Source organism: Komagataeibacter intermedius TF2, assembly GCF_000964425.1.
Lineage (GTDB): Bacteria > Pseudomonadota > Alphaproteobacteria > Acetobacterales > Acetobacteraceae > Komagataeibacter > Komagataeibacter intermedius.
In genome coordinates this window covers 1-18741 of record NZ_BANF01000004.1, presented here as the reverse complement: position 1 = coordinate 18741, position 18741 = coordinate 1, and the positions used below count along the sequence as shown (strand labels likewise).

Genomic DNA, 18741 nt, shown 5'->3' with positions numbered 1-18741 from the left:
AGATGATAGCTTATCGCCCTGTCCGAAAAATGGGGACCACCTCTATACCTGTGGTCATTTAACGCCACATGAGCGGGCAGGGAAGGAGACAGCAGCTTGCAGTTCCTTATGCACCAGAAAAACGGTAGGGCAGGGGACAGCAAAAGCTATGTGCCTGAGATTGAGCACGACAAGAAGCAGGGCAGCACAGCTGGATTGTGCCATGCTGCATATTCATATTGAATATGTTCTAACTTGATTATTTTAAATAGACATGGATACAGAATCCTTTCTGGAAAATCGTCATATCGAACTTCCAGAAAGTCATCCCGAATGGTATTAGAACTTCACTTTTATATTTCCACGAAGTCCCGATTCAACAGACTGGTCACCATATTGGCCAATATAATTTACGCCAACATTTACGCGGTCACTCAGATATGCCTTAAGACCAATATTCAGAACCGCTGCATTGGTTGACAGGGGCACGCCAGAAATATCCATCGTCGCATTGCTATTCGCGAATGCTTCATGGGTGGTTGGCACCGGCGATCCAAACGTATGCCGGTAGGCGAATTCCGCTCCCGGCACCAATATGAAATGCGCGGCATGAAACGCGGAGGAAGCCCTGACCCCAAAGGTCGAGAACGTGGTCCCCGTATCCATGCCATGACCATTCAATGCAGCCGCACTGCCATGCTCGCTAAACCGGTTCGTATCCAGGTTAACATACGCCACATTGGCAAATGGTTCGAACGATGCCTGACCCAGACGCATGCGATACCCAAGATCACCAAATGCTTGCGCAGTGCCTGCATCATATTGACTGTTGGCCTTGCCATTATTCATAGCCGACAGGGCAATCGTCCGACCGGTAGACAGCATGTTCCAGGTGTAAGCAGCCCCCATCCTGAATGCCAGGCGCCCCCAATGCGTTCCCGCATAACCGCCAATACTGACGTTATTGCTATGACCGTAGGAGTCCACTGCACGGGAATTAAAGGTGGAGCGACCGTAACCCACCATGCCACCGACACGCCACTTTCCGGCAACCATCGTATCTGCGCCCAGCACAAATCCACCAACCGAATGGTTCATGCCCGCCGCATTGCCATCACCGGAATTACGGCCCCAGCCACCATAGGCTTCCATCCACATGGCGCTACGGTTCGATTGACAGAGGCCATCTGTAAGGTGTCCCCGCATCGTCGCAGTTTTAAGTGCTCCATTCCCAGCCCCCGGATCACAGGCGGCATCACGCAACCGATCGACTGCCGCGTTTCGCACATAAAAGCTATCCTGGATCAGGTCCGTTCGTGCAGAAGCATGGATCTCCCCGGACAGGGCATTGAAAGCCTTACGGGCCTGTGTCGCATCCATGTTGGTAATAACAGACGACAGCGCAGCACTTCCCGCATTGTCCAGGGCATTTGCGACACCGAACTGATTGCGGGTCTGTGTAACAGAAGAAAATTTACTGTCGTTGCGACGAATGGCTACGTCCACACTATCTTCGCCATATTCAAGATAGGGCGAGATGAATGGGTAAATCGAATCCATATTGGTAACAAGATTTGCAGCTTGTCCCGTGACACCTTTCTGGGCAGTCAGAATTGTATAAACCTGTCCGGATTTTATCGACGCCCCAGATGAAATATTCGTAAAATCAACGGTTCCACCGTTTAAGGTTGCCGTTCCCCCAACCTGAACAGAATCATTTTTCAGGCTGCTGGCATCGGCTTTGATCGCAAGTACGGACGTACTATCCATGGAAAGGTTATTTGCAATCGTCAGGGTGCCCATTGACGTTGCGTTACCGGGGGACAATGTCGCATGGTCCGTAATCGTGGCAGAATTTATACTTCCGTTACCAGATAACGTTGCAGTAGATCCATGCGCGTTTACATCGATCTGGTTGTCCGTTCCGTCAATATACAGCTGCCCCCTATCATCGACCACGCCGCTAATGCTGCCTGCGCCAGATACGGTCAGGGCACTCCCGGCATCAATCTGCACATTTGAAAATGTATTGGTCCCATCAATCTCGGACGCACCTTCTACAAACAGATTGTCCAGACCGGTTGAAGAACCAAACTTTGTTCCATCTTCCAAATAGAGTGAATTGATTCCGCCACCACCTGCAGCAACGGTTCCGTCTATGACAGAACCTTTTTCTATGTATAGATTTCCGCTTCCAGCAAGAACAAGGGAATTGGTTCCACCACCAATATAACCTGAATTATAGATATTATATGTCGACCCGGGAAACATATATATGCCAGCATCCGCGCCATATATGTATCCGGAATTATTTATGTTTGCGATTACTCCCGTTGAGGAGACACCAAGGTAATCACTTTTGATAATACCGGAATTGGTTAACTGCAGATTCTGATAGTCCCAGATACCAGTACCACCTGCCAGAACGGTTCCCATATTATTGACAACTGCAATCGTGTCCGGGTCTCCGCCCAGCGTCATTGCATTATCAACACTTTCAATGACGCCGCCAGCATAATTGTTTACTGTAGAATTTTCACTAAGTGCCAACGCTTCAGACGCATTCGGTGAGCCTGTCTTATCGACACCAGCAGCACCCAAGGCCTTGATTGTTCCCCAGTTATTGACAACGGCGTCACCATCAATGTCGACGCCATCACCGTCCCCTGTTCCCGAACCGTCATAGGCACCGATAATAGTACCGTAATTGGTCACCTGACCGGTGCCGTCAGAGCCGACACCTGATCCATTGCGGCCTATTATGGTGGCACCTGCCTCATTGATAACGTTTACAAACCCATCGGTGGTAATCCCATGCCGATGACCGGAGATCAGCCCCCCGCTTTCATTGATGACCGTACCTGTCGGCGCACTCTGGAAGTCAATGCCATCATGGCTGGCGGCGACGGGGCCATCTGCATAAATCAGACCGCTATTGACTATGGTAGCATTTGTTCCGGGGCGGATGCCGTCAGCGTTTTCAGAAACAATCTTACCAGTCGCCGTATTGGTGATCGTGGTCGTGTTGCTGTCGCCAACCATATCATTGAGATCTATGGCCTGCCCATCAGATGTGCTGGTGATCGTCCCACTGTTGGTTATCGATATCTGTCCCGTGGATGCATCCTTCGCATGCACGCCATCACCCGCAGCGGTAACGGAACCATCACTCGCAATATCTATGGAAACATCTGTTGGATTCTTGATGGTAATGCCATCATCATCTGTATTTATCGAACTGGATGCATCAATGTTCGCAGAACCCTGACCAGATATGGTATTGGTTGCTGCATGCGCAAAAGAAATGGTGCATATCGCGGTAAAGCAATATAAAAATATGTCTCTTTTATATTTCGAATTCATAATTTTCTACTTTACAAAGTCAATTATTTTTTATGTTTCGCATATTTTTAGGTTGATATTTTTCTTAAATATCAGAATGATATACAAAAATGCAACATCCTTCACAAGATAATACATTACAAAATATTTCTTGTGTTTATTACAATGTATGTCTGGTTCTTTCGGTATAATTAACTCCTCTACCATATCAATACCTCAGCCATGCAGCTCTTCAGTCATATGTTGGAAATTCACGGACGAGCGTTTCGGCGCAACGGGAGGCTTCCCATGGCGATGTGGATCATGGCCTCTGCCACGTCGATACGCTGCCCGTAATCCTTCACCAGCCGACTCCAGCGGATCATCCGGCCAAATGTCCGTTCAACAACCCATCGCCGCGAGATGATCTCGACCGTGAAGTCGGGAAAGGCGGCCCCGTCCATAAACCGCAGGCGATCATGGGCCCCATTTGCGAATGGCATCCAGGATCATCTGACCTCCCGCGCTATCCGAAATATCGGCCGGTGTCAGCCTGACCAGAAGCAGGCGGCCATCCGTATCGACGGTAATGGGCCGCCTTGATGCCCTGGCTGTCGATGACACCACCGGATGGAGTGGCCTCGCGCGCCGCGCCTTCACGATCGAGCATCAGGCAGACATCATGGATGGCCTGAAACACGAAACGACGCATCAGCCTGCGGCACCATTTCCCAGCCGCACCCTGAGCGGGCAGGATGGCGCAGCGCATTGATGATCTCGCGAAAATCGGTTGCCCGCTTCCGGCCACGCCGGTGCGCAGGCGACATCAGAGGGACAGCGTTTCGTCCTGCGCGTAATGCTGGCCATGCGGCCTCGCTGTCATGGTGTCCGCATCCCGCGTTTGAATCACGCCCGAACCCTTCTGAAAACCTATCACATCAAATTTCCAAAAGGGGTTTTAATAGACAAACGGCAGACAGGCATACCTACGTCCATGTGTTACGGGTCGAACAGCATGGAGTAGGGCACATGAAAATATGATGGCGCCACCGGCAGGTGCACTAAATGCCTGATCGCTGAATTCCGGAAAGACAAGTTCTCCGCCCTGGTAATCATCATTTAGATTGATCGATACGGCAAATTGTCGATGGGCCGATGTCGGCACCGTATTGTCCCGATGGGCGTTAAAGAAACCCTGATCCTGCGCATCATATGAACTGATCAGCATACGGTCCATCTGGCTGGCCTTAAATCGGAAAACCCGGAAAATTTCTGGAACCACACGCCGGATAATGCGCCCCTGCAGGTCCATAACCAGCTTTTTTTCCCGGATCGGCGTATCCAGACGCCTTTTGAAATGCGGCACAACCATACGCAGGGGATTGCCGATCGCGTCCGCTGTCAGGATAGGAGACGGATATGGATCGTGGCTTTGATGATAGTGAATCAGTGTTTTGCAGAACGCTGGTTCCAGTACGTGTTCCAAAATCAGGGCTGGTACGGGAACATACGGCTTCGGCTGGCTGGCCCGCTTCATCAAAGCCCTGAACGCCATATCTGTCGCACCAGATGAATGGGGGAAATGCCCACAGACATGCATCATTGGATCGACCTCCACCCAACGGGGTGATGCTCCAGCAGGCACACCAAACAGGTTGTGACACTTCCGGTCTGCATCATATAGAAAACAGACAGACGAGAGATCCGGGCGCTTGCGCAGTCTGGTGACATCTCCCGCGTCCAGACTGACACCAAAAAACATGCAGTCCGGACGATTAAGTACGTTCTTGTAATAACTTATCTCTTTTAATGCCTGTTCGACCTCCGGATCAGTCGAGCTGGAAAAAAAGAAAAAAAGTATATGCCTGCCGCCTGCCGTATCAAATGCACAAATCCCGGAATTCGTACTGGCCTTCTGGGTAAAAGGCGGCACAGGATCACCGATGTGCATTTCCATTCCGGGCATATTTTCTCCTGTTTCCGTAATCCTGCTGAGGATAGCGATAGCAGCATAACACGGCTCCCACCAGCAAATCATCTTGTATATACAAGATGGGGAATTTCCCTCCTATCCGTTTTTTCATCAGCGGTCTCCACAGGATATGAGCTTGCACAATATAAAATACATTCCATAACATAATGATATTGTTTGATATTTTATATATCCATCTCAGCACTTATCTACCGACAGGTATATTATAGCCCCCAGTTTTCACGGGATTCTTCCTGTAAATACCCACTCCCTACCGATTCCGCATTTTTTCAGCCAAATGTCATTACATGGATATTTAACATAATATATTGATATAAAACGATAAATATTATTGTTCTCAAAAATCCTTACGCATGGCCATACATGTAAACAAAAAAAATTGGTTGCATATGCAAGCTGGTCTGTCATTGTGATGTCGATATGAACAGCTTTTTGAGAAGATGCTATGCTGACCATCAAACGTTCTCATGCCTGTCTAGCCTTCTCCACCGCTACGTTTCTTGCTTCGACCTCTCTGGCCAGCGCTGCATCGCCCACCCATGCACATGTGCGTGCTGCGGCGCATGATGATGGGAATGCCGCGACAACGCATGGCACGCCATCATCCAGGCCAGAGGTAATACACGTTCATGCCAAAGGCGAGAACGGGGCTTATGGCAAGGTCAGGCGCATTGCAGGTGGTGGCCTGATGGCCCTACAGACGGGCGGCGACATGCGCAGCACCGTCACGTCTGAATATATTAACAAGCAGGCCTCCACAACGACGGCCTATCAGGCGGTTTCCCTTTCTCCCGGCGCCAATCTGTCCCAAAGTGATCCATATGGTTTCGCAGCCAATACCCAGTTAAGTGTCCGTGGACTGGGTGGCAACGAAGTCGGTCAGGTATGGGAAGGGATGCCCGTCAATGACATCGAGACCTATAATGGGTACCCTTCGTTCTGGGCCGATGGGGAAGATATTGACTCCGTCAGCCTGACACAGGGGTCATCGACGATTGCGGCGCCAGTGGTCAATGCGGCGGGTGGTCAGGTTACCACAACGATGCGCGACCCGAGCAAAAAGATGGGCGGCCTGGTCGATTACAGCTATGGCACCCTGAATCTGGAACGTTTTTATGGGCGGTTCGATACCGGTGAAATCGGCCATACCGGATTGTCTGCCTATGTTTCGTTTTCCAACGGCACGGCAAAGAACTCCCTGGGACCCGGCCGGCAGACACGCCGTCACGTTGATTTCGGCTTCAAGAAGGAATTCAATAACGGCGACACGATCCGCCTGATGGGTTCCTACATTGATATGGATTATATGTATAACCCCAATCCAACAATGGCGGACTGGCAGGCATCCGGACGCAGTTATGCATGGTCGGGAACATTCAGCCCGGGCAGTTCCGATTACTGGACCCAGAACCGGTGGAAATGGGAACAGATCATGCTCAGCATGCCATCTGAGTTTACATTACCTGAAAAAATAAAGCTGAATGTAACGCCCTATTTCCTTTACGCGATGCAGAACTCGCCTGCGTCCTCCTCGCTATCAACTGATGGGAATTATTACGGAACCCAGCCGGTTTCCCTTAACATTCCCGATAACGCCGCTTCGGGCGGCAGCGTGCGTAGCGATTATGTCGGGTTACAGTCCGTAGGCGGAGTAAACGCTTCCCTGACCAGAAAATTTGGCGTTCAGAAAGTAACGTTCGGGTATTGGTACCAGTACAGCGTCGACAGTCTTTCCATGCCATTTTCATCTGTCGGGGCAGGAGGGGACGCAGGGTCCGCATGGAGCACGCATAATATTACCATGGCCAATGGTCAGCCCTATTACGCGGAAAAAGAACAGACGATCTCACAGACCAATGCCCTTTACCTGCAGGATGAGATTTCCCTGCTGCATGACCGTCTTAAAATTATTGGTGGCCTGAAAACATTGATGATGAGCCGGGACGGCACCAACAGCCTGCCTGGACCACAGTATCACGTCACGGCAAATAATTTTGAGCCACTGCCGCGCGTCTCCATTACTTACAAAATCAACAACCATCATCAGATATTTGTTAATGGCACAACCAATACACTAATGCCCATTGATGATACGCTCTATAATTCATATTCCGGAGGTGCCGTTGCCACACAGGGCAATTCTGCCATCAAGCCGGAATATTCAATCTCTGAAGAACTGGGGTACCGGTACCAGGACAGATATGTTCATGCCAGCCTTGCCCTGTTCAACTACAATTTCACAAACCGACAGGTTTCCAGCCTGCGTTATGTCAATAACGTCGCTGTCTACTCGACAATCAATGGTGGCGGACAGACATCCCGAGGAGTGGACTTTGAAGCTGGCCTGATGCCCTTCCATGGTTTTTCACCATACGTATCCCTTGAATACCTGCATGCCACGATTGATAACAATATTCAGGTAGGGAACGACTACCTTCGCACCGCTGGAAAAATAGCTGTCCGCAGCCCTTCTTTCCAGGGTGCGGTGGGTCTTGTCTACGACCACAAGAACATCTTCGGCAGCTTCTCGTTCAAATATACCGGATCTCAATACTCCACCTTCATGGATGATGAGAAAATGCCCGCATACAAAACCTTCAATCTTTCGCTGGGCTATCGTCTTCCCAGCGTGGGCTTTGTCAAACACCCTGAAATCCGTGTCGCCTTCATCAACCTGACTGATGAAAAAGTATTATCGGGCATTGCGTCACCCGCACTGAATGCAAACAACGCGGTGGGAACGCACGGGACGACAATCGCAGGCAGTGCGCCGGAATATTACATTGCCCCCCGCTTTACGACCGCCATGACGATCGCGGCAGGGTTTTAACCTCCTTATATACCTTAACGGGAGACCATATACGTGAACCAGTCACTCTTTCCTTCCAATTCCCGTCTGGCAAATGATCGTGTCATCCGCGCCGCCCGTGGTGCAGATATCACCGCCAAATCATGGCAGACAGAAGCCGCCATGCGCATGCTAATGAACAATCTTGATCCCGAAGTCGCGGAAAAACCGTCTGAACTGGTGGTCTATGGCGGCATCGGGCGGGCGGCGCGCAACTGGGCCTGCTATGATCGCATTGTCGAATGTCTTCAGGAATTGGGTAATGAGGAAACCCTGGTGGTGCAGTCAGGCAAGCCGGTGGGGGTATTCCGCACGCATGCCAATGCGCCGCGTGTGCTGATCGCCAATTCAAACCTTGTTCCGCACTGGGCCAACTGGGAAAAGTTCAACGAACTCGACCGCGCCGGGCTTATGATGTACGGTCAGATGACGGCTGGTTCGTGGATCTATATCGGCAGTCAGGGCATCGTACAGGGAACTTACGAAACATTTGTCGAAATGGGCCGCCAGTATTACGGCGGCGACCTGAAGGGCAGGTGGATCCTGACCGGCGGACTGGGCGGCATGAGTGGCGCACAGCCTCTGGCTGCTGTCATGGCCGGGGCCTCCATGCTGGCGGTGGAATGTGAACCTTCGCGCATACAGAAGCGCCTGGAAACCGGCTATCTGGACCGTAAGGTGGACAGTCTGGATGAAGCGCTGGAAATCATTCATGATGCCTGCGCGAAAGGCGAGGCCGTGTCCGTTGGCCTGCTTGGCAACGCTGCCGAGGTGTTCCCCGAACTGGTCCGCCGCGGCATCCGCCCCGATGCGGTTACCGACCAGACATCGGCGCATGATCCGCTGAATGGCTATCTGCCCGCAGGCTGGTCGCTGGAAAAGGCTGAAAAACTGCGCGTTACCGATCCGGCATCCGTCGAAAAGGCAGCCAAAGAATCCATGAAGGCGCAGGTTGCGGCGATGGTGGCATTCCACCGCATGGGTATTCCCACCTTCGATTACGGGAACAACATCCGACAGATGGCGCTGGAAGAAGGGCTGGAAGATGCCTTTGCGTTCCCCGGCTTTGTCCCTGCCTATATCCGGCCGCTATTCTGCCGGGGTATCGGGCCATTCCGCTGGGCCGCCCTGTCTGGTGACCCGGAAGACATTTACAAGACGGATGCGAAGGTCAAGGAACTGCTGCCTGACGACAGGCACCTTCACAACTGGCTGGACATGGCGCGGGAAAAGATCCAGTTCCAGGGCCTGCCCTCGCGTATCTGCTGGGTTGGTCTGGGGGACCGCCACCGTCTGGGCCTTGCCTTCAATGAAATGATGGCAAAAGGCGAACTGAAGGCACCCATCGTCATCGGCCGCGACCATCTTGACAGTGGGTCGGTTGCCAGCCCCAATCGCGAGACCGAGGCCATGCGTGACGGATCGGACGCCGTATCCGACTGGCCATTGCTGAATGCGCTGCTCAACACCGCATCAGGTGCGACATGGGTATCGTTGCATCACGGCGGGGGCGTCGGCATGGGGTTCTCCCAGCATTCCGGCATGGTGATCGTGGCCGACGGGACCGCAGATGCCGCCGAACGGCTGGGGCGCGTCCTGTGGAATGACCCGGCAACCGGTGTCATGCGCCATGCCGATGCAGGGTATGAGATTGCCATCGACTGTGCCCGTGAAAAAGGGCTTGATCTGCCCATGATCACGACGGTCAAGTAGTGTATCTGGCGCGTTTTCGTTACGGAAACGCGCCTTCTTCCATCAGGTACAACAGGGCATTGATGATTATGACAGGGACACGCACCGGCCGCCTTTCGCCTAATCGGAACATTCTCCTGCTTTCTCTTGGGCTGAGTGTCTGTTCAGGCTTTGCATATCTCGGCTCATCCGTCATGCCATTCCAGATTGATGCGCTGATGACCGGCCTGCATCAGTCTGCCAGTCGGGCGAGCCTGTTCGGCTTTTTCGAAATCATGTCGTTTGCGGTTTTCATGATCGTCCTGTCCAGGCTGCACCTGCGTCTGCCTGTTATCGTCAGTGCTTTTCTGGGAGCTGCACTCGCCGTCATTTCGTCACTACTGATCGCAAGTGGTACGACATCGTCCATCTGGCTCTGGGGCTGCGCCATTGTCTTTGGCCTGGCGGAGGCACTGCTGGGCCGGTCCTTTGTCTGCGCGGCCTCAGCCAGTGACAATCCTGACCGGTTCTACGCCATTGCCAATGGGGGAGGGCAACTGGTTCTGGTCGCCGTCATCGATGCCATACCTTATGCAACACAGATATTTGGTGCACTTGGGGTGTTCGTGGGGCTTGCCGGCATTGTCATCTGCCTGACCCCCTTCATGCTTACGCTGCGGCATGTCCCCATGGCGCCGCCCCCCAGCAGGCATGGCGGCACGGTATCGTTCACGCCCGGGGCGATTGCATTACTGTGCATATGGGTCGGGTCGTCCCTGGGTTCCAGCATTATCTGGTCCTTTGCTGAAACCGTAGGGCGTTCCCTGAACCTGTCAGCTAATTACATTGTCCTTCTCTCGACACTGTGCATCCTCTCCAGTGTCGGGGTCAGTTTTCTATTTGGCAGCCTTGCGGACAGATTACGCAGGGATGTCTTTCTTACCCTGACCCTTCTTGGGGTCGGGATTGGGGGGCTTCTGGCCTGTTCCGCCGGGAATGCATGGATCTATACAACCGGCGTTATCATTTACTGGAATTGTTCCATGCTATCCTACGCCTGGCTGCTGGGCAGTGCCGCAACGCTTGATCATACCGGACGCGTTGGCACCTTCTGTGGCGGCATGGACCGTATGGGCTATGCACTGGGCGCGCCCATTGGCGGGCTGATCGTTGATCATGCATCCTTTACCACACTGGGCATTGCCGGTTTTGTCGCCTGCGTTATCAGCATGCCGATCGGGCTGCCCATCCTGTTCCGTGAAATCCGCCAGCATCAGCGCGAAGATATGACACAAAACAGGATCGTGCAGGTAACCCCCGTTTAAACGGGGGGCCGTGCTTCCATCCAGTCCGACATATGCATCATGTCGTCGGACAGGGGATGGTCTTCCTCATAAAACGGCACCTGTTTCCTGACGGCATTGTAAAGCGCATTTGTCGAGGGGGAGACATCTTCAACCAGCCCGGCAAGGTCCATTGCCTGACAGAGTGCCAGCAGTTCGATACCCAGAATGGTGCGTGTATTCCGTACAACGTCGGCGGCCTTAAGGGCAGCAGGCGTTGCATGCACAAGAATATCCTCCTGCAATCCTGACGTGATTCCACCATCCAGACAGGCTGGTGCGCCAAGACGCCGGTTCGCACCTGTCAGGGACGACGCCGTGTACTGGGCGATCATGAAGCCGCTGCCGGTGCCGGAATCACTGGACAGGAACGGCGCGAACGGGCTGGTCAGCGGATTGACCATGCGATCAAGACGACGTTCGGAAATGGCCCCCAGACTGGCCAGTGCAATCGCGGCTTCATCCATGACGCGGGCCATGCTCGCCCCCACGGCATGTGCCTGGGAAAATGCCTGTATGCCGCTTTCATCTTCCATGATTGCGGGATTATCCGACAGACTTTCCAGTTCCTGGGTAACGGTTTCCATTATATTGCGCAGGGCATCATGGATGGAACCATGAATGTGGGGAATGGCGCGCAGGCTCAATGCATCCTGCGTGCGCCGCCCCGCTGTCCTGGCAATGTGTGTGGAACCGGCAAGGTTCTGGTTCATGTAACGGGAAATGTCCCGATGGCCGGGCATCATCCGCAGGGCCGCGGACCGAGAATCAAAGGCTGCCTGCTGGCCGCCCAGAACATCAAAACAGGCTGTGGCGATCCGGTTGGCCCAGTCAAGGCAGGTCCGGGCATCTTCGATGACAAGACAGGAAATGCCAGTGACACAGGACAGGCCATTGACCAAGCACAACCCTTCCTTGGCTTCAAGGACAAGGGGAGCAAACCCCAGTTCCTGCAACACCTCTCCCGCAGGCTTGCGGATCTCCCCGCACTGGAGTTCACCATATCCTGTCAGCGCAAGGGCGATATGGGCCATATGGGTCAGGTATCCGACCGACCCGTCGCGAGGCACGATCGGCAGGCAGTCATGATTCAGAAGCGCCACCAGACGATCGACGATTTCTGCCCTCAGGCCGGAATATCCAAGGCAGTACTGGTTGACCGCACAAACCATGATGGCGCGCGTCTGCTGGCCGCTTAATGGCCAGCCCACGCCCGTTGCGTGGCTGAACAGGATCTTGCGGGACAGAACGGACTGTTTTTCGGGCGTAATGCGGGTATCGGACAGACCACCGACGCCCGTATTCAGGCCATATGCTGCCGCTTTCCCATTCACCAGCATGCGCAGGCGCCGGTTGGCTTTCGTCAGCCTTGCCCGCGCGGCTTCAGAAAGTCGCAGGGGGTATTTCCGGCGCGCAACATCACAGACCTGGCCCGGGGTCAGCGGCCGGTCAAGCATGATTTCAGGCATACGAAGATACTTTCATATATCAGCCGGTCAGGCCCGGTAACGGCCGCCAAAACTGTACCGGTTGCCGGAATAGGTAAAAATACCCTTCATGACCACGCGGCCTTCCACCCATGTCCGCCGAACCAGTTGCAAGCAGGCTTCCGGTTTCTTGAGCTGAAGAAGGGAACAGATGTCAGGCGGCGGCGTTACGGCAAAGACCACATGCTCGATTTCCTCAGGGCCGGCTATTCCATACAGATGCCTGTGCGGGTTCGTCGTGGTAAAATCCTGTTCCAGATAATCAGGCGCAAACTGGGGTGAAACAAAGCGTTCCTCCAGCTGCAGGGGCAGATCATCCTCGTAATGCACGATCAGGGTACGGAACAGCCGCGTGCTTGCCCGCTGCTCGAATGCGATTGCAAGATCGCTATCGGCACGAATGGTTTCAGCTGCAATGACTTCCGCCCTGTGCTGATGGCCGCTTGCCACGATGTCATCAACAATATCGCGGATTTCGAGCAGTTCAACATGCTTGGCGGGCTGGGCGACGAACGTCCCCACACCCTGGGCACGGCGGACGATCCCGTCTGCGGTGAGTTCACGCAGCGCCCGATGAATGGTCATGCGTGACACGCCGAGCTTTTCAACCAGTTCGTGTTCGGATGGCAGCCTATGGCCAACCTCCCATTCCCCACAGTCGATCCGCTCGATTATGAAGGCTTTCACCTGTTCATAACGCGCGACCGTCTTCGCCTTGTCCATGGTCTGTGGCACGTCTCCCCTACCTTTGCTTCTCTTGAGTGTCGATACGATGCCGGATGGTTCCGGCTGGCTGGTCATCAATCATGCTTGTAGACTATTGTACTTACATATAATGCAAACGCATAAACAGGATTCCACAACCTTATGAAACCAGATGAAGAAAATGGCAATCTCTTCCCTGCGGAGAGCAGGGTGGAAGCCATTGCCGGGCTTACGCCCCAGCCGTGGAAAAATGGGCGTGGGATCACCCGTGTCCTGACCCGCAATGCCATCTGGCGGCTGAGTATTGCTGAAATTGACTGCGACGGGGAATTTTCACGCTTCCCCGGCATGACAAGACATATCGCCCTTTTACAGGGGGGCGGGCTGACACTATGCACCCCGGAGGGCAGTGCAGCACATCTTGGCAGGCCGGGCACAGTTCACACGTTTTCTGGAGAATCGCAGGTATCCGCCACCCTTGCGGACGGCCCCGTGCAGGTGGTGAACCTGATGCATGTATCCAGCAGTGCATACAGGCTGGAACCCACGGACCGGATTCATCCGCCGTGCGACACTCTGGCATTCGTGGCTGCGCATGGCAGATGGGAATTTCAGTATCCATCCGGGACGAAAGGCGTATGCCTGCCGGGTGAATTCATGATGTGCAATCCCCGAATGCGTCTTGCCCTGACAACAGATGGCGGGGATGACGCCCTGCTGTATCGCGTCATCCCCGCATGAGACCTGCCTATCGTGCCGGACGCCAGGCTACAGCCGCATCTATGAGATGTTCAAGCGCGCCGGACAGCCGTGCGGCTGCATCCGGGTCAATGGGCCACGGCGCCTGCTCTGAAGCGAGGTAGGTTGACTGGGCAATTTCCAGCTGAATGGCGTGAATGTCTTCCGTCGGGCGACCATAATGCCGCGTAGTGAAGCCACCTTTGAAACGGCCATCGACTACGTGGGAATAACCGGTCAATGTCTTCGCGCGCCCCACAACCGCCTGAAGCAGGGAGGGGTCACAGGCAACGCCGCTATTCGTACCAAAATTGAGGTCGGGCAGCCGGCCCTCAAACAGGCGTGGCACCTCGGAACAGATGGAATGGCCGTCCCATAATATGGCCCAGCCCCATTTTTCCCTGAGATGCGCGAGTTCCCGTGCTACAGCATCATGATAGGGCTTCCAGTAGGTTTCTGTCCGATGCGCCATTTCCGCGCCATCAGGCTCGCTGCCGTCACGATAGATCGGCTGTCCATCAAAACCCAGCAGGGGCACAAGACCCGTGCTGGGTCGCCCCACATAGAGGGCCGAGTCATCACTGCCACGGTTGAGGTCAACCACGTAACGGGAATGGTTGGCCCGTATGACGCCAATATTCTTTTTTAGGGCAAAGGTATAAAGCCGTTCCATATACCAGTCCGTGTCCGGCAGCTGCCGGCCGCGTGGCGTCATGCGTTCCGCCATGCCCGGCGCCAACTGTTCACCGGCATGGGGAAGGGTGATCAGTACGGGAAGATCGCCGGGGGAGAAGGAAAAAATATCAGTCATGGTTAAATCCGGTAAAAAGACTGTCAGGAATTCACAAGGGTACGGACCGCCTTATGAAACGCGGCTGTAATCCGCTCTTCATCGGCATGACGCCCATCCACGATCTGCCATTTCCCCGCGCACATGACATGCCTGACCGGGGGGCGTGACGCGGCAAAAATGGCGGAACTGATCACGTTGTCGCCCTGCAGGTGGGGTAGGGACAGCGCATCGCTGTCCAGCACGCACAGATCCGCGCGGGCACCTGGCGTAATGCCCCAGCCAGACTGGCCACAGGCCTGCGCACCACCGCGCAGGCTCTGTTCATAAAGCCACGTACCAATTGCCCCTTTCGTGCCGGTGGGCCGGCCCACACAGCGTTTCTGCCGCGTCAGACGCAGGCCATATTCCAGTACCCGCAGTTCCTCCCACGGGCTGATAAGCACATTGCTGTCACTTCCGATGCCAAAGCGACCGTTCTGGTCGATGTAGTCCTCAAAGGGGAAAATACCGTCGCCCAGATTGGCCTCAGTGATGGGACACAGACCCGCGACCGCGCCCGAACGTGCGATGGTCGTGACCTCCTGTTCCGACAGATGGGTTGCATGGACAAGACACCATCGCGCATCGATCCCGATCCGGTCAGACAGGTAATCGACCGGACGCATGCCGGTAACGCGCACACATTCCTCAACTTCACGCTGCTGCTCGGCAATATGGATGTGTACGGGTGCCTGTCGGTCAGATATGTCCAGTAGTTCTGCGGCATCCGCCACATCAACCGCACGTAAGGAATGCAGCCCGACGCCCACTTTCACCAGATCCGATCCGGCCCATTTCGCACGGATATCGGATGCAATGCGCGCAATTCTGTCTGGTGTTGTGGCAAAGCGTTTCTGGGCATCGCGCAACAGCAGTCCATTGAAACCTGCCTGTGCGTATAGTGTGGGAAGAAGCGTAATACCGATGCCTGCATCGACCGCGGCGGTGGCGAGGCGGTCGGACATTTCGGCAGGGTCCGCATAAGGACGCCCATCTGTTTCATTATGCAGGTAATGGAATTCCGCCACCTGTGTGTACCCGGATTGCAGCATTTGCATATACAGGAAAGATGCAACATCCTGCAGCTGTTCGGGCGTGATGTGGTGGGCCAGCTGATACATGAGCGTACGCCATGTCCAGAACGTGTCATCAGGATTCTTCCGTTCTTCCGTCAATCCGGCCATGGCTCTCTGGAATGCGTGAGAATGAAGACTGATCTGTGCAGGAACGACGATGTCGTGACACTTTATGTTGCCATATGAATGGGTTGATGGGGTAACGGAAGCAAACCGACCATCTTCCCCCAAAATGATTCTTACGTTGTGACACCACCCTTGCGGAAGAAGCGCCTGTTTTGCAAACAATTCTGTCATCACGGAATTCCAAACTTCGCCGTCGGCGGGACGGGCGGAAAGAGCGCGCCCGCACCGCACGACGATCATAATGGGATTGACTATGATGTATATACATATATCAAGGACATTAAAACAATACGGGAAAGCAACATGTGGGATACCCTCTGGCTTGATGTCCATCTTGCCACCAGCGATGACCGGATCATGTCACCGCAGGATGGATATGGATGCATTCGTAACGGTGCAATCGGTATCCGGAACGGCACGATCTGCTGGGTAGGCCCACAGGCCGACCTGCCCGATGCCCCTCAGGCACTGGCCACCCGGATTGAGCATGGCCACGGTGGATGGCTGACACCTGGCCTGGTGGATGCACATACGCATGTTGTGTTTGCTGGTGACCGTAGCCATGAATTTGCCGAACGCCTTCACGGCGTATCCTACGCAGAAATTGCACGAAAGGGCGGAGGGATACTGTCGACGGTCCGCGCCACCCGCGAGGCAAATGAAAGCACGTTATTGGAAATTTCTGCCCGCAGGATCAAAAAAATGATTCAGGCAGGCACAACTTCCATAGAGATCAAATCCGGCTACGGTCTGACACTGGAAGATGAACTGAAACAGCTGCGGGTTGCCCGTCAGCTGGGCAGGATTTTACCCATACGTGTTCACACAACATTTCTGGGTGCCCATGCCGTCCCACCGGAATATGCCGGGCGGGCAGATGATTACATTACTTTCCTGATCGATACCCTCCTTCCATACCTGCATGCTGAAAAGCTGGTTGATAGCGTTGATGCTTTTTGTGAAAGCATTGCCTTTACCCCACAGCAGACCAACCGACTGTTTGCAAAAGCGCAGGAACTGGGGCTGCCCGTACGCATTCACGCCGAACAGCTTACCCCCGGTGGTGGCGCTGTGCTGGCCGCGCGGTATAATGCCCTGTCGGCAGATCACCTCGAATATGCTGATGAATATGCCGCCATGAACATGGCACGTCAGGGAACAGTTGCGATGCTGCTGCCGGGAGCGTTCTATTTCATTCGGGAAACACAGCAGCCACCTGTTGAACTATTTCGTCAACATGGCGTCAAAATCGGGTTGGCGACGGACTGTAACCCCGGAACATCCCCCGTTCTTGGCCTGACAGGCACCATGAACATGGCCTGCACCCTGTTCCGCCTGACACCGGAAGAAGCTTTCCGGGCTGTCACCTGCGTCGCTGCACAGGCCATAGGAATGGAGAGAGACGTCGGAATGCTCCGTAAAGGCATGAAGGCCGATATGACTCTATGGGATATCACGGGGCCTTACGAACTTTCGTACTGGATAGGAGGCATACAGCCTATCCGGCGTATTTTTGCTGGAACGGACCAGACTTAAAACCAATCACAGCCGCTACATCTGGACAGTGCTGTTAGGGCGTGTCGTCAGTTAAGCAGGAGGATTATGCTGCCTGTACTCCCGTTTGATCTGTGATGTCTGAGGTGGCCCCGTCCATTCGGACAGTTTTGTGGGCTCGATAAGCTATACCCGGTTGTCGTTATGCCGCCATCCTGACGGCGCTGCTATAGACGTTCGATGAACACGTTGTCCAGCCAGCGACCGCGCCGATCCATGCTGATGCGAACCTGGCATCATTCCAGGACCTCGGTGAACCGGGGCGTCGTGAATTGTGAACCCTGGTCCGTGTTGAAAATCTCCGGGGTGCCGTAGCGCACCAGCGCATCCCGAAGTGCCTCGACGCAGAACGCCGCATCCATCGTGTTCGACAGACGCCAGGACAGCACCTTGCGCGTGTGCCAGTCCATGACCGCTACCAGATAGAGAAAGCCCTTGCGCATCGGGATATAAGTGATGTCGGAACACCACACCTGGTTGGGCCGGTCGATGACCAGATCCCGCAGCAGATACGGATATTTCCGATGCTCCGGATGTGGCACGGTCGTGCGCGGCTTCTGGTAGATCGCCCGCCGGCCCATTCCCGCCATGAGCCGGCGAGCCCGCTTGTGGCCGACATCGTGGCCAGGACGACGAAGATGCCGGGTCATCTGACGGGACCCGTAATACGGTGCCTCCAGGAACTGCGCGTCGATCAGCCGCATCAGTTCCAGATTCGCCTCGCTCTCTGGCACAGGCCAGTAGTAGACGCCCGATCGGTTGAGTTGCAGCAACGTGCATTGCCGCACGACCGAAAGCCGGGGCCGTTTCAGGTCGAGTATTTGCCGCCTCTGATCACGCCCGGCCGAACAGAGGCATCACGCAAAAAATCACGTTCAACCAGCAACTGGCCGATCTTCGCATGCAGCTTCTCCACGTCGGCTGGCCTGGCTGTCGCACCCGACGTTGACCTGCCAGAGAATGTCGCCGCCATGCCTTTGATCGCCTGGCGCTTCCACTGGGCAATCATGGTCTGATGCACACCATGAACTGCCCCGGGTTTACCGGAGAGCGATTTGTTCAGTGCTC

At 54.4% G+C, this 18741-nt stretch carries 11 protein-coding genes and 2 pseudogenes; 5 read left to right on the top strand and 8 right to left on the bottom strand.

What is annotated here, in order from left to right:
• Positions 1–318: 318 nt before the first annotated feature.
• From B7449_RS22740 to B7449_RS00470, 3 genes and pseudogenes are all read right to left on the bottom strand, one after another.
• Positions 319–3342 (bottom strand): autotransporter outer membrane beta-barrel domain-containing protein, encoded by a 3024-nt coding sequence (locus B7449_RS22740; RefSeq protein ID WP_235721225.1) that lies wholly within the window; start codon positions 3340–3342, stop codon positions 319–321.
• 230 nt (positions 3343–3572) lie between these two features.
• Positions 3573–4167: pseudogene (locus tag B7449_RS00475) on the bottom strand (IS5/IS1182 family transposase).
• Positions 4168–4258: 91 nt separating this feature from the next.
• A complete protein-coding gene (locus tag B7449_RS00470; RefSeq protein WP_048883098.1) occupies positions 4259–5257 on the bottom strand; it encodes a 2OG-Fe(II) oxygenase family protein in 999 nt (332 codons plus the stop codon).
• 481 nt (positions 5258–5738) lie between these two features.
• Between B7449_RS00470 and B7449_RS00465 the strand changes: the two genes are divergently transcribed.
• The 3 genes from B7449_RS00465 (at position 5739) to B7449_RS00455 (ending at position 11137) form a co-directional block, all read left to right on the top strand.
• Entirely contained in the window at positions 5739–8123 is a 2385-nt protein-coding gene (locus B7449_RS00465; protein WP_048883097.1) for a TonB-dependent receptor, read from the top strand.
• Between the two features lie 33 nt (positions 8124–8156).
• Positions 8157–9854, top strand: coding sequence for a urocanate hydratase (gene hutU / locus B7449_RS00460; protein ID WP_199858406.1), 1698 nt, complete (start codon positions 8157–8159; stop codon positions 9852–9854).
• A gap of 173 nt (positions 9855–10027) precedes the next feature.
• Positions 10028–11137: an MFS transporter gene (locus B7449_RS00455; protein ID WP_039735970.1), complete on the top strand. Its 1110-nt coding sequence runs from the start codon at positions 10028–10030 to the stop codon at positions 11135–11137.
• Here the strand turns inward: B7449_RS00455 and B7449_RS00450 are convergent.
• Together B7449_RS00450 and hutC are read right to left on the bottom strand one after the other, a co-directional pair.
• Entirely contained in the window at positions 11134–12624 is a 1491-nt protein-coding gene (locus B7449_RS00450) for an HAL/PAL/TAL family ammonia-lyase (RefSeq protein WP_048883095.1), read from the bottom strand. The genes B7449_RS00455 and B7449_RS00450 overlap by 4 nt on opposite strands.
• A 27-nt stretch (positions 12625–12651) precedes the next feature.
• Positions 12652–13377, bottom strand: a complete 726-nt coding sequence (gene hutC / locus B7449_RS00445) for a histidine utilization repressor (protein ID WP_199858407.1) — start codon at positions 13375–13377, stop codon at positions 12652–12654.
• Between the two features lie 132 nt (positions 13378–13509).
• On the opposite strand from hutC, the gene B7449_RS00440 reads away from it, so the two are divergent.
• Positions 13510–14088 carry a HutD/Ves family protein gene (locus B7449_RS00440; RefSeq protein ID WP_052280033.1) on the top strand — a complete coding sequence of 193 codons (579 nt, stop codon included), beginning with the start codon at positions 13510–13512 and terminating at the stop codon, positions 14086–14088.
• A gap of 7 nt (positions 14089–14095) precedes the next feature.
• Here B7449_RS00440 and hutG read toward each other — a convergent pair whose 3' ends face one another.
• Positions 14096–14896, bottom strand: a complete 801-nt coding sequence (gene hutG, locus B7449_RS00435) for an N-formylglutamate deformylase (RefSeq protein ID WP_039735974.1) — start codon at positions 14894–14896, stop codon at positions 14096–14098.
• A gap of 23 nt (positions 14897–14919) precedes the next feature.
• Entirely contained in the window at positions 14920–16290 is a 1371-nt protein-coding gene (locus B7449_RS00430) for a formimidoylglutamate deiminase (RefSeq protein ID WP_039735984.1), read from the bottom strand.
• Between B7449_RS00430 and hutI the strand changes: the two genes are divergently transcribed.
• On the top strand, positions 16240–17655 hold the full coding sequence (gene hutI, locus B7449_RS00425; protein WP_307149095.1) for an imidazolonepropionase: 1416 nt from the start codon (positions 16240–16242) through the stop codon (positions 17653–17655). The genes B7449_RS00430 and hutI overlap by 51 nt on opposite strands.
• A 188-nt stretch (positions 17656–17843) precedes the next feature.
• Here hutI and B7449_RS00420 read toward each other — a convergent pair.
• Positions 17844–18741: pseudogene (locus tag B7449_RS00420) on the bottom strand (IS3 family transposase); the annotation flags it as partial.

Excerpts from the sequence above, each read along its gene's own strand:
- B7449_RS00470 (WP_048883098.1), bottom strand. The coding sequence starts at position 5,257 with ATGGAAATGCACATCGGTGATCCTGTGCCGCCTTTTACCCAGAAGGCC.
- B7449_RS00465 (WP_048883097.1), top strand. The coding sequence starts at position 5,739 with ATGCTGACCATCAAACGTTCTCATGCCTGTCTAGCCTTCTCCACCGCT.
- B7449_RS00455 (WP_039735970.1), top strand. The coding sequence starts at position 10,028 with ATGCCATTCCAGATTGATGCGCTGATGACCGGCCTGCATCAGTCTGCC.
- B7449_RS00450 (WP_048883095.1), bottom strand. The coding sequence starts at position 12,624 with ATGCCTGAAATCATGCTTGACCGGCCGCTGACCCCGGGCCAGGTCTGT.
- hutG (WP_039735974.1), bottom strand. The coding sequence starts at position 14,896 with ATGACTGATATTTTTTCCTTCTCCCCCGGCGATCTTCCCGTACTGATC.
- B7449_RS22740 (WP_235721225.1), bottom strand. The coding sequence starts at position 3,342 with ATGAATTCGAAATATAAAAGAGACATATTTTTATATTGCTTTACCGCG.
- B7449_RS00430 (WP_039735984.1), bottom strand. The coding sequence starts at position 16,290 with ATGACAGAATTGTTTGCAAAACAGGCGCTTCTTCCGCAAGGGTGGTGT.
- B7449_RS00440 (WP_052280033.1), top strand. The coding sequence starts at position 13,510 with ATGAAACCAGATGAAGAAAATGGCAATCTCTTCCCTGCGGAGAGCAGG.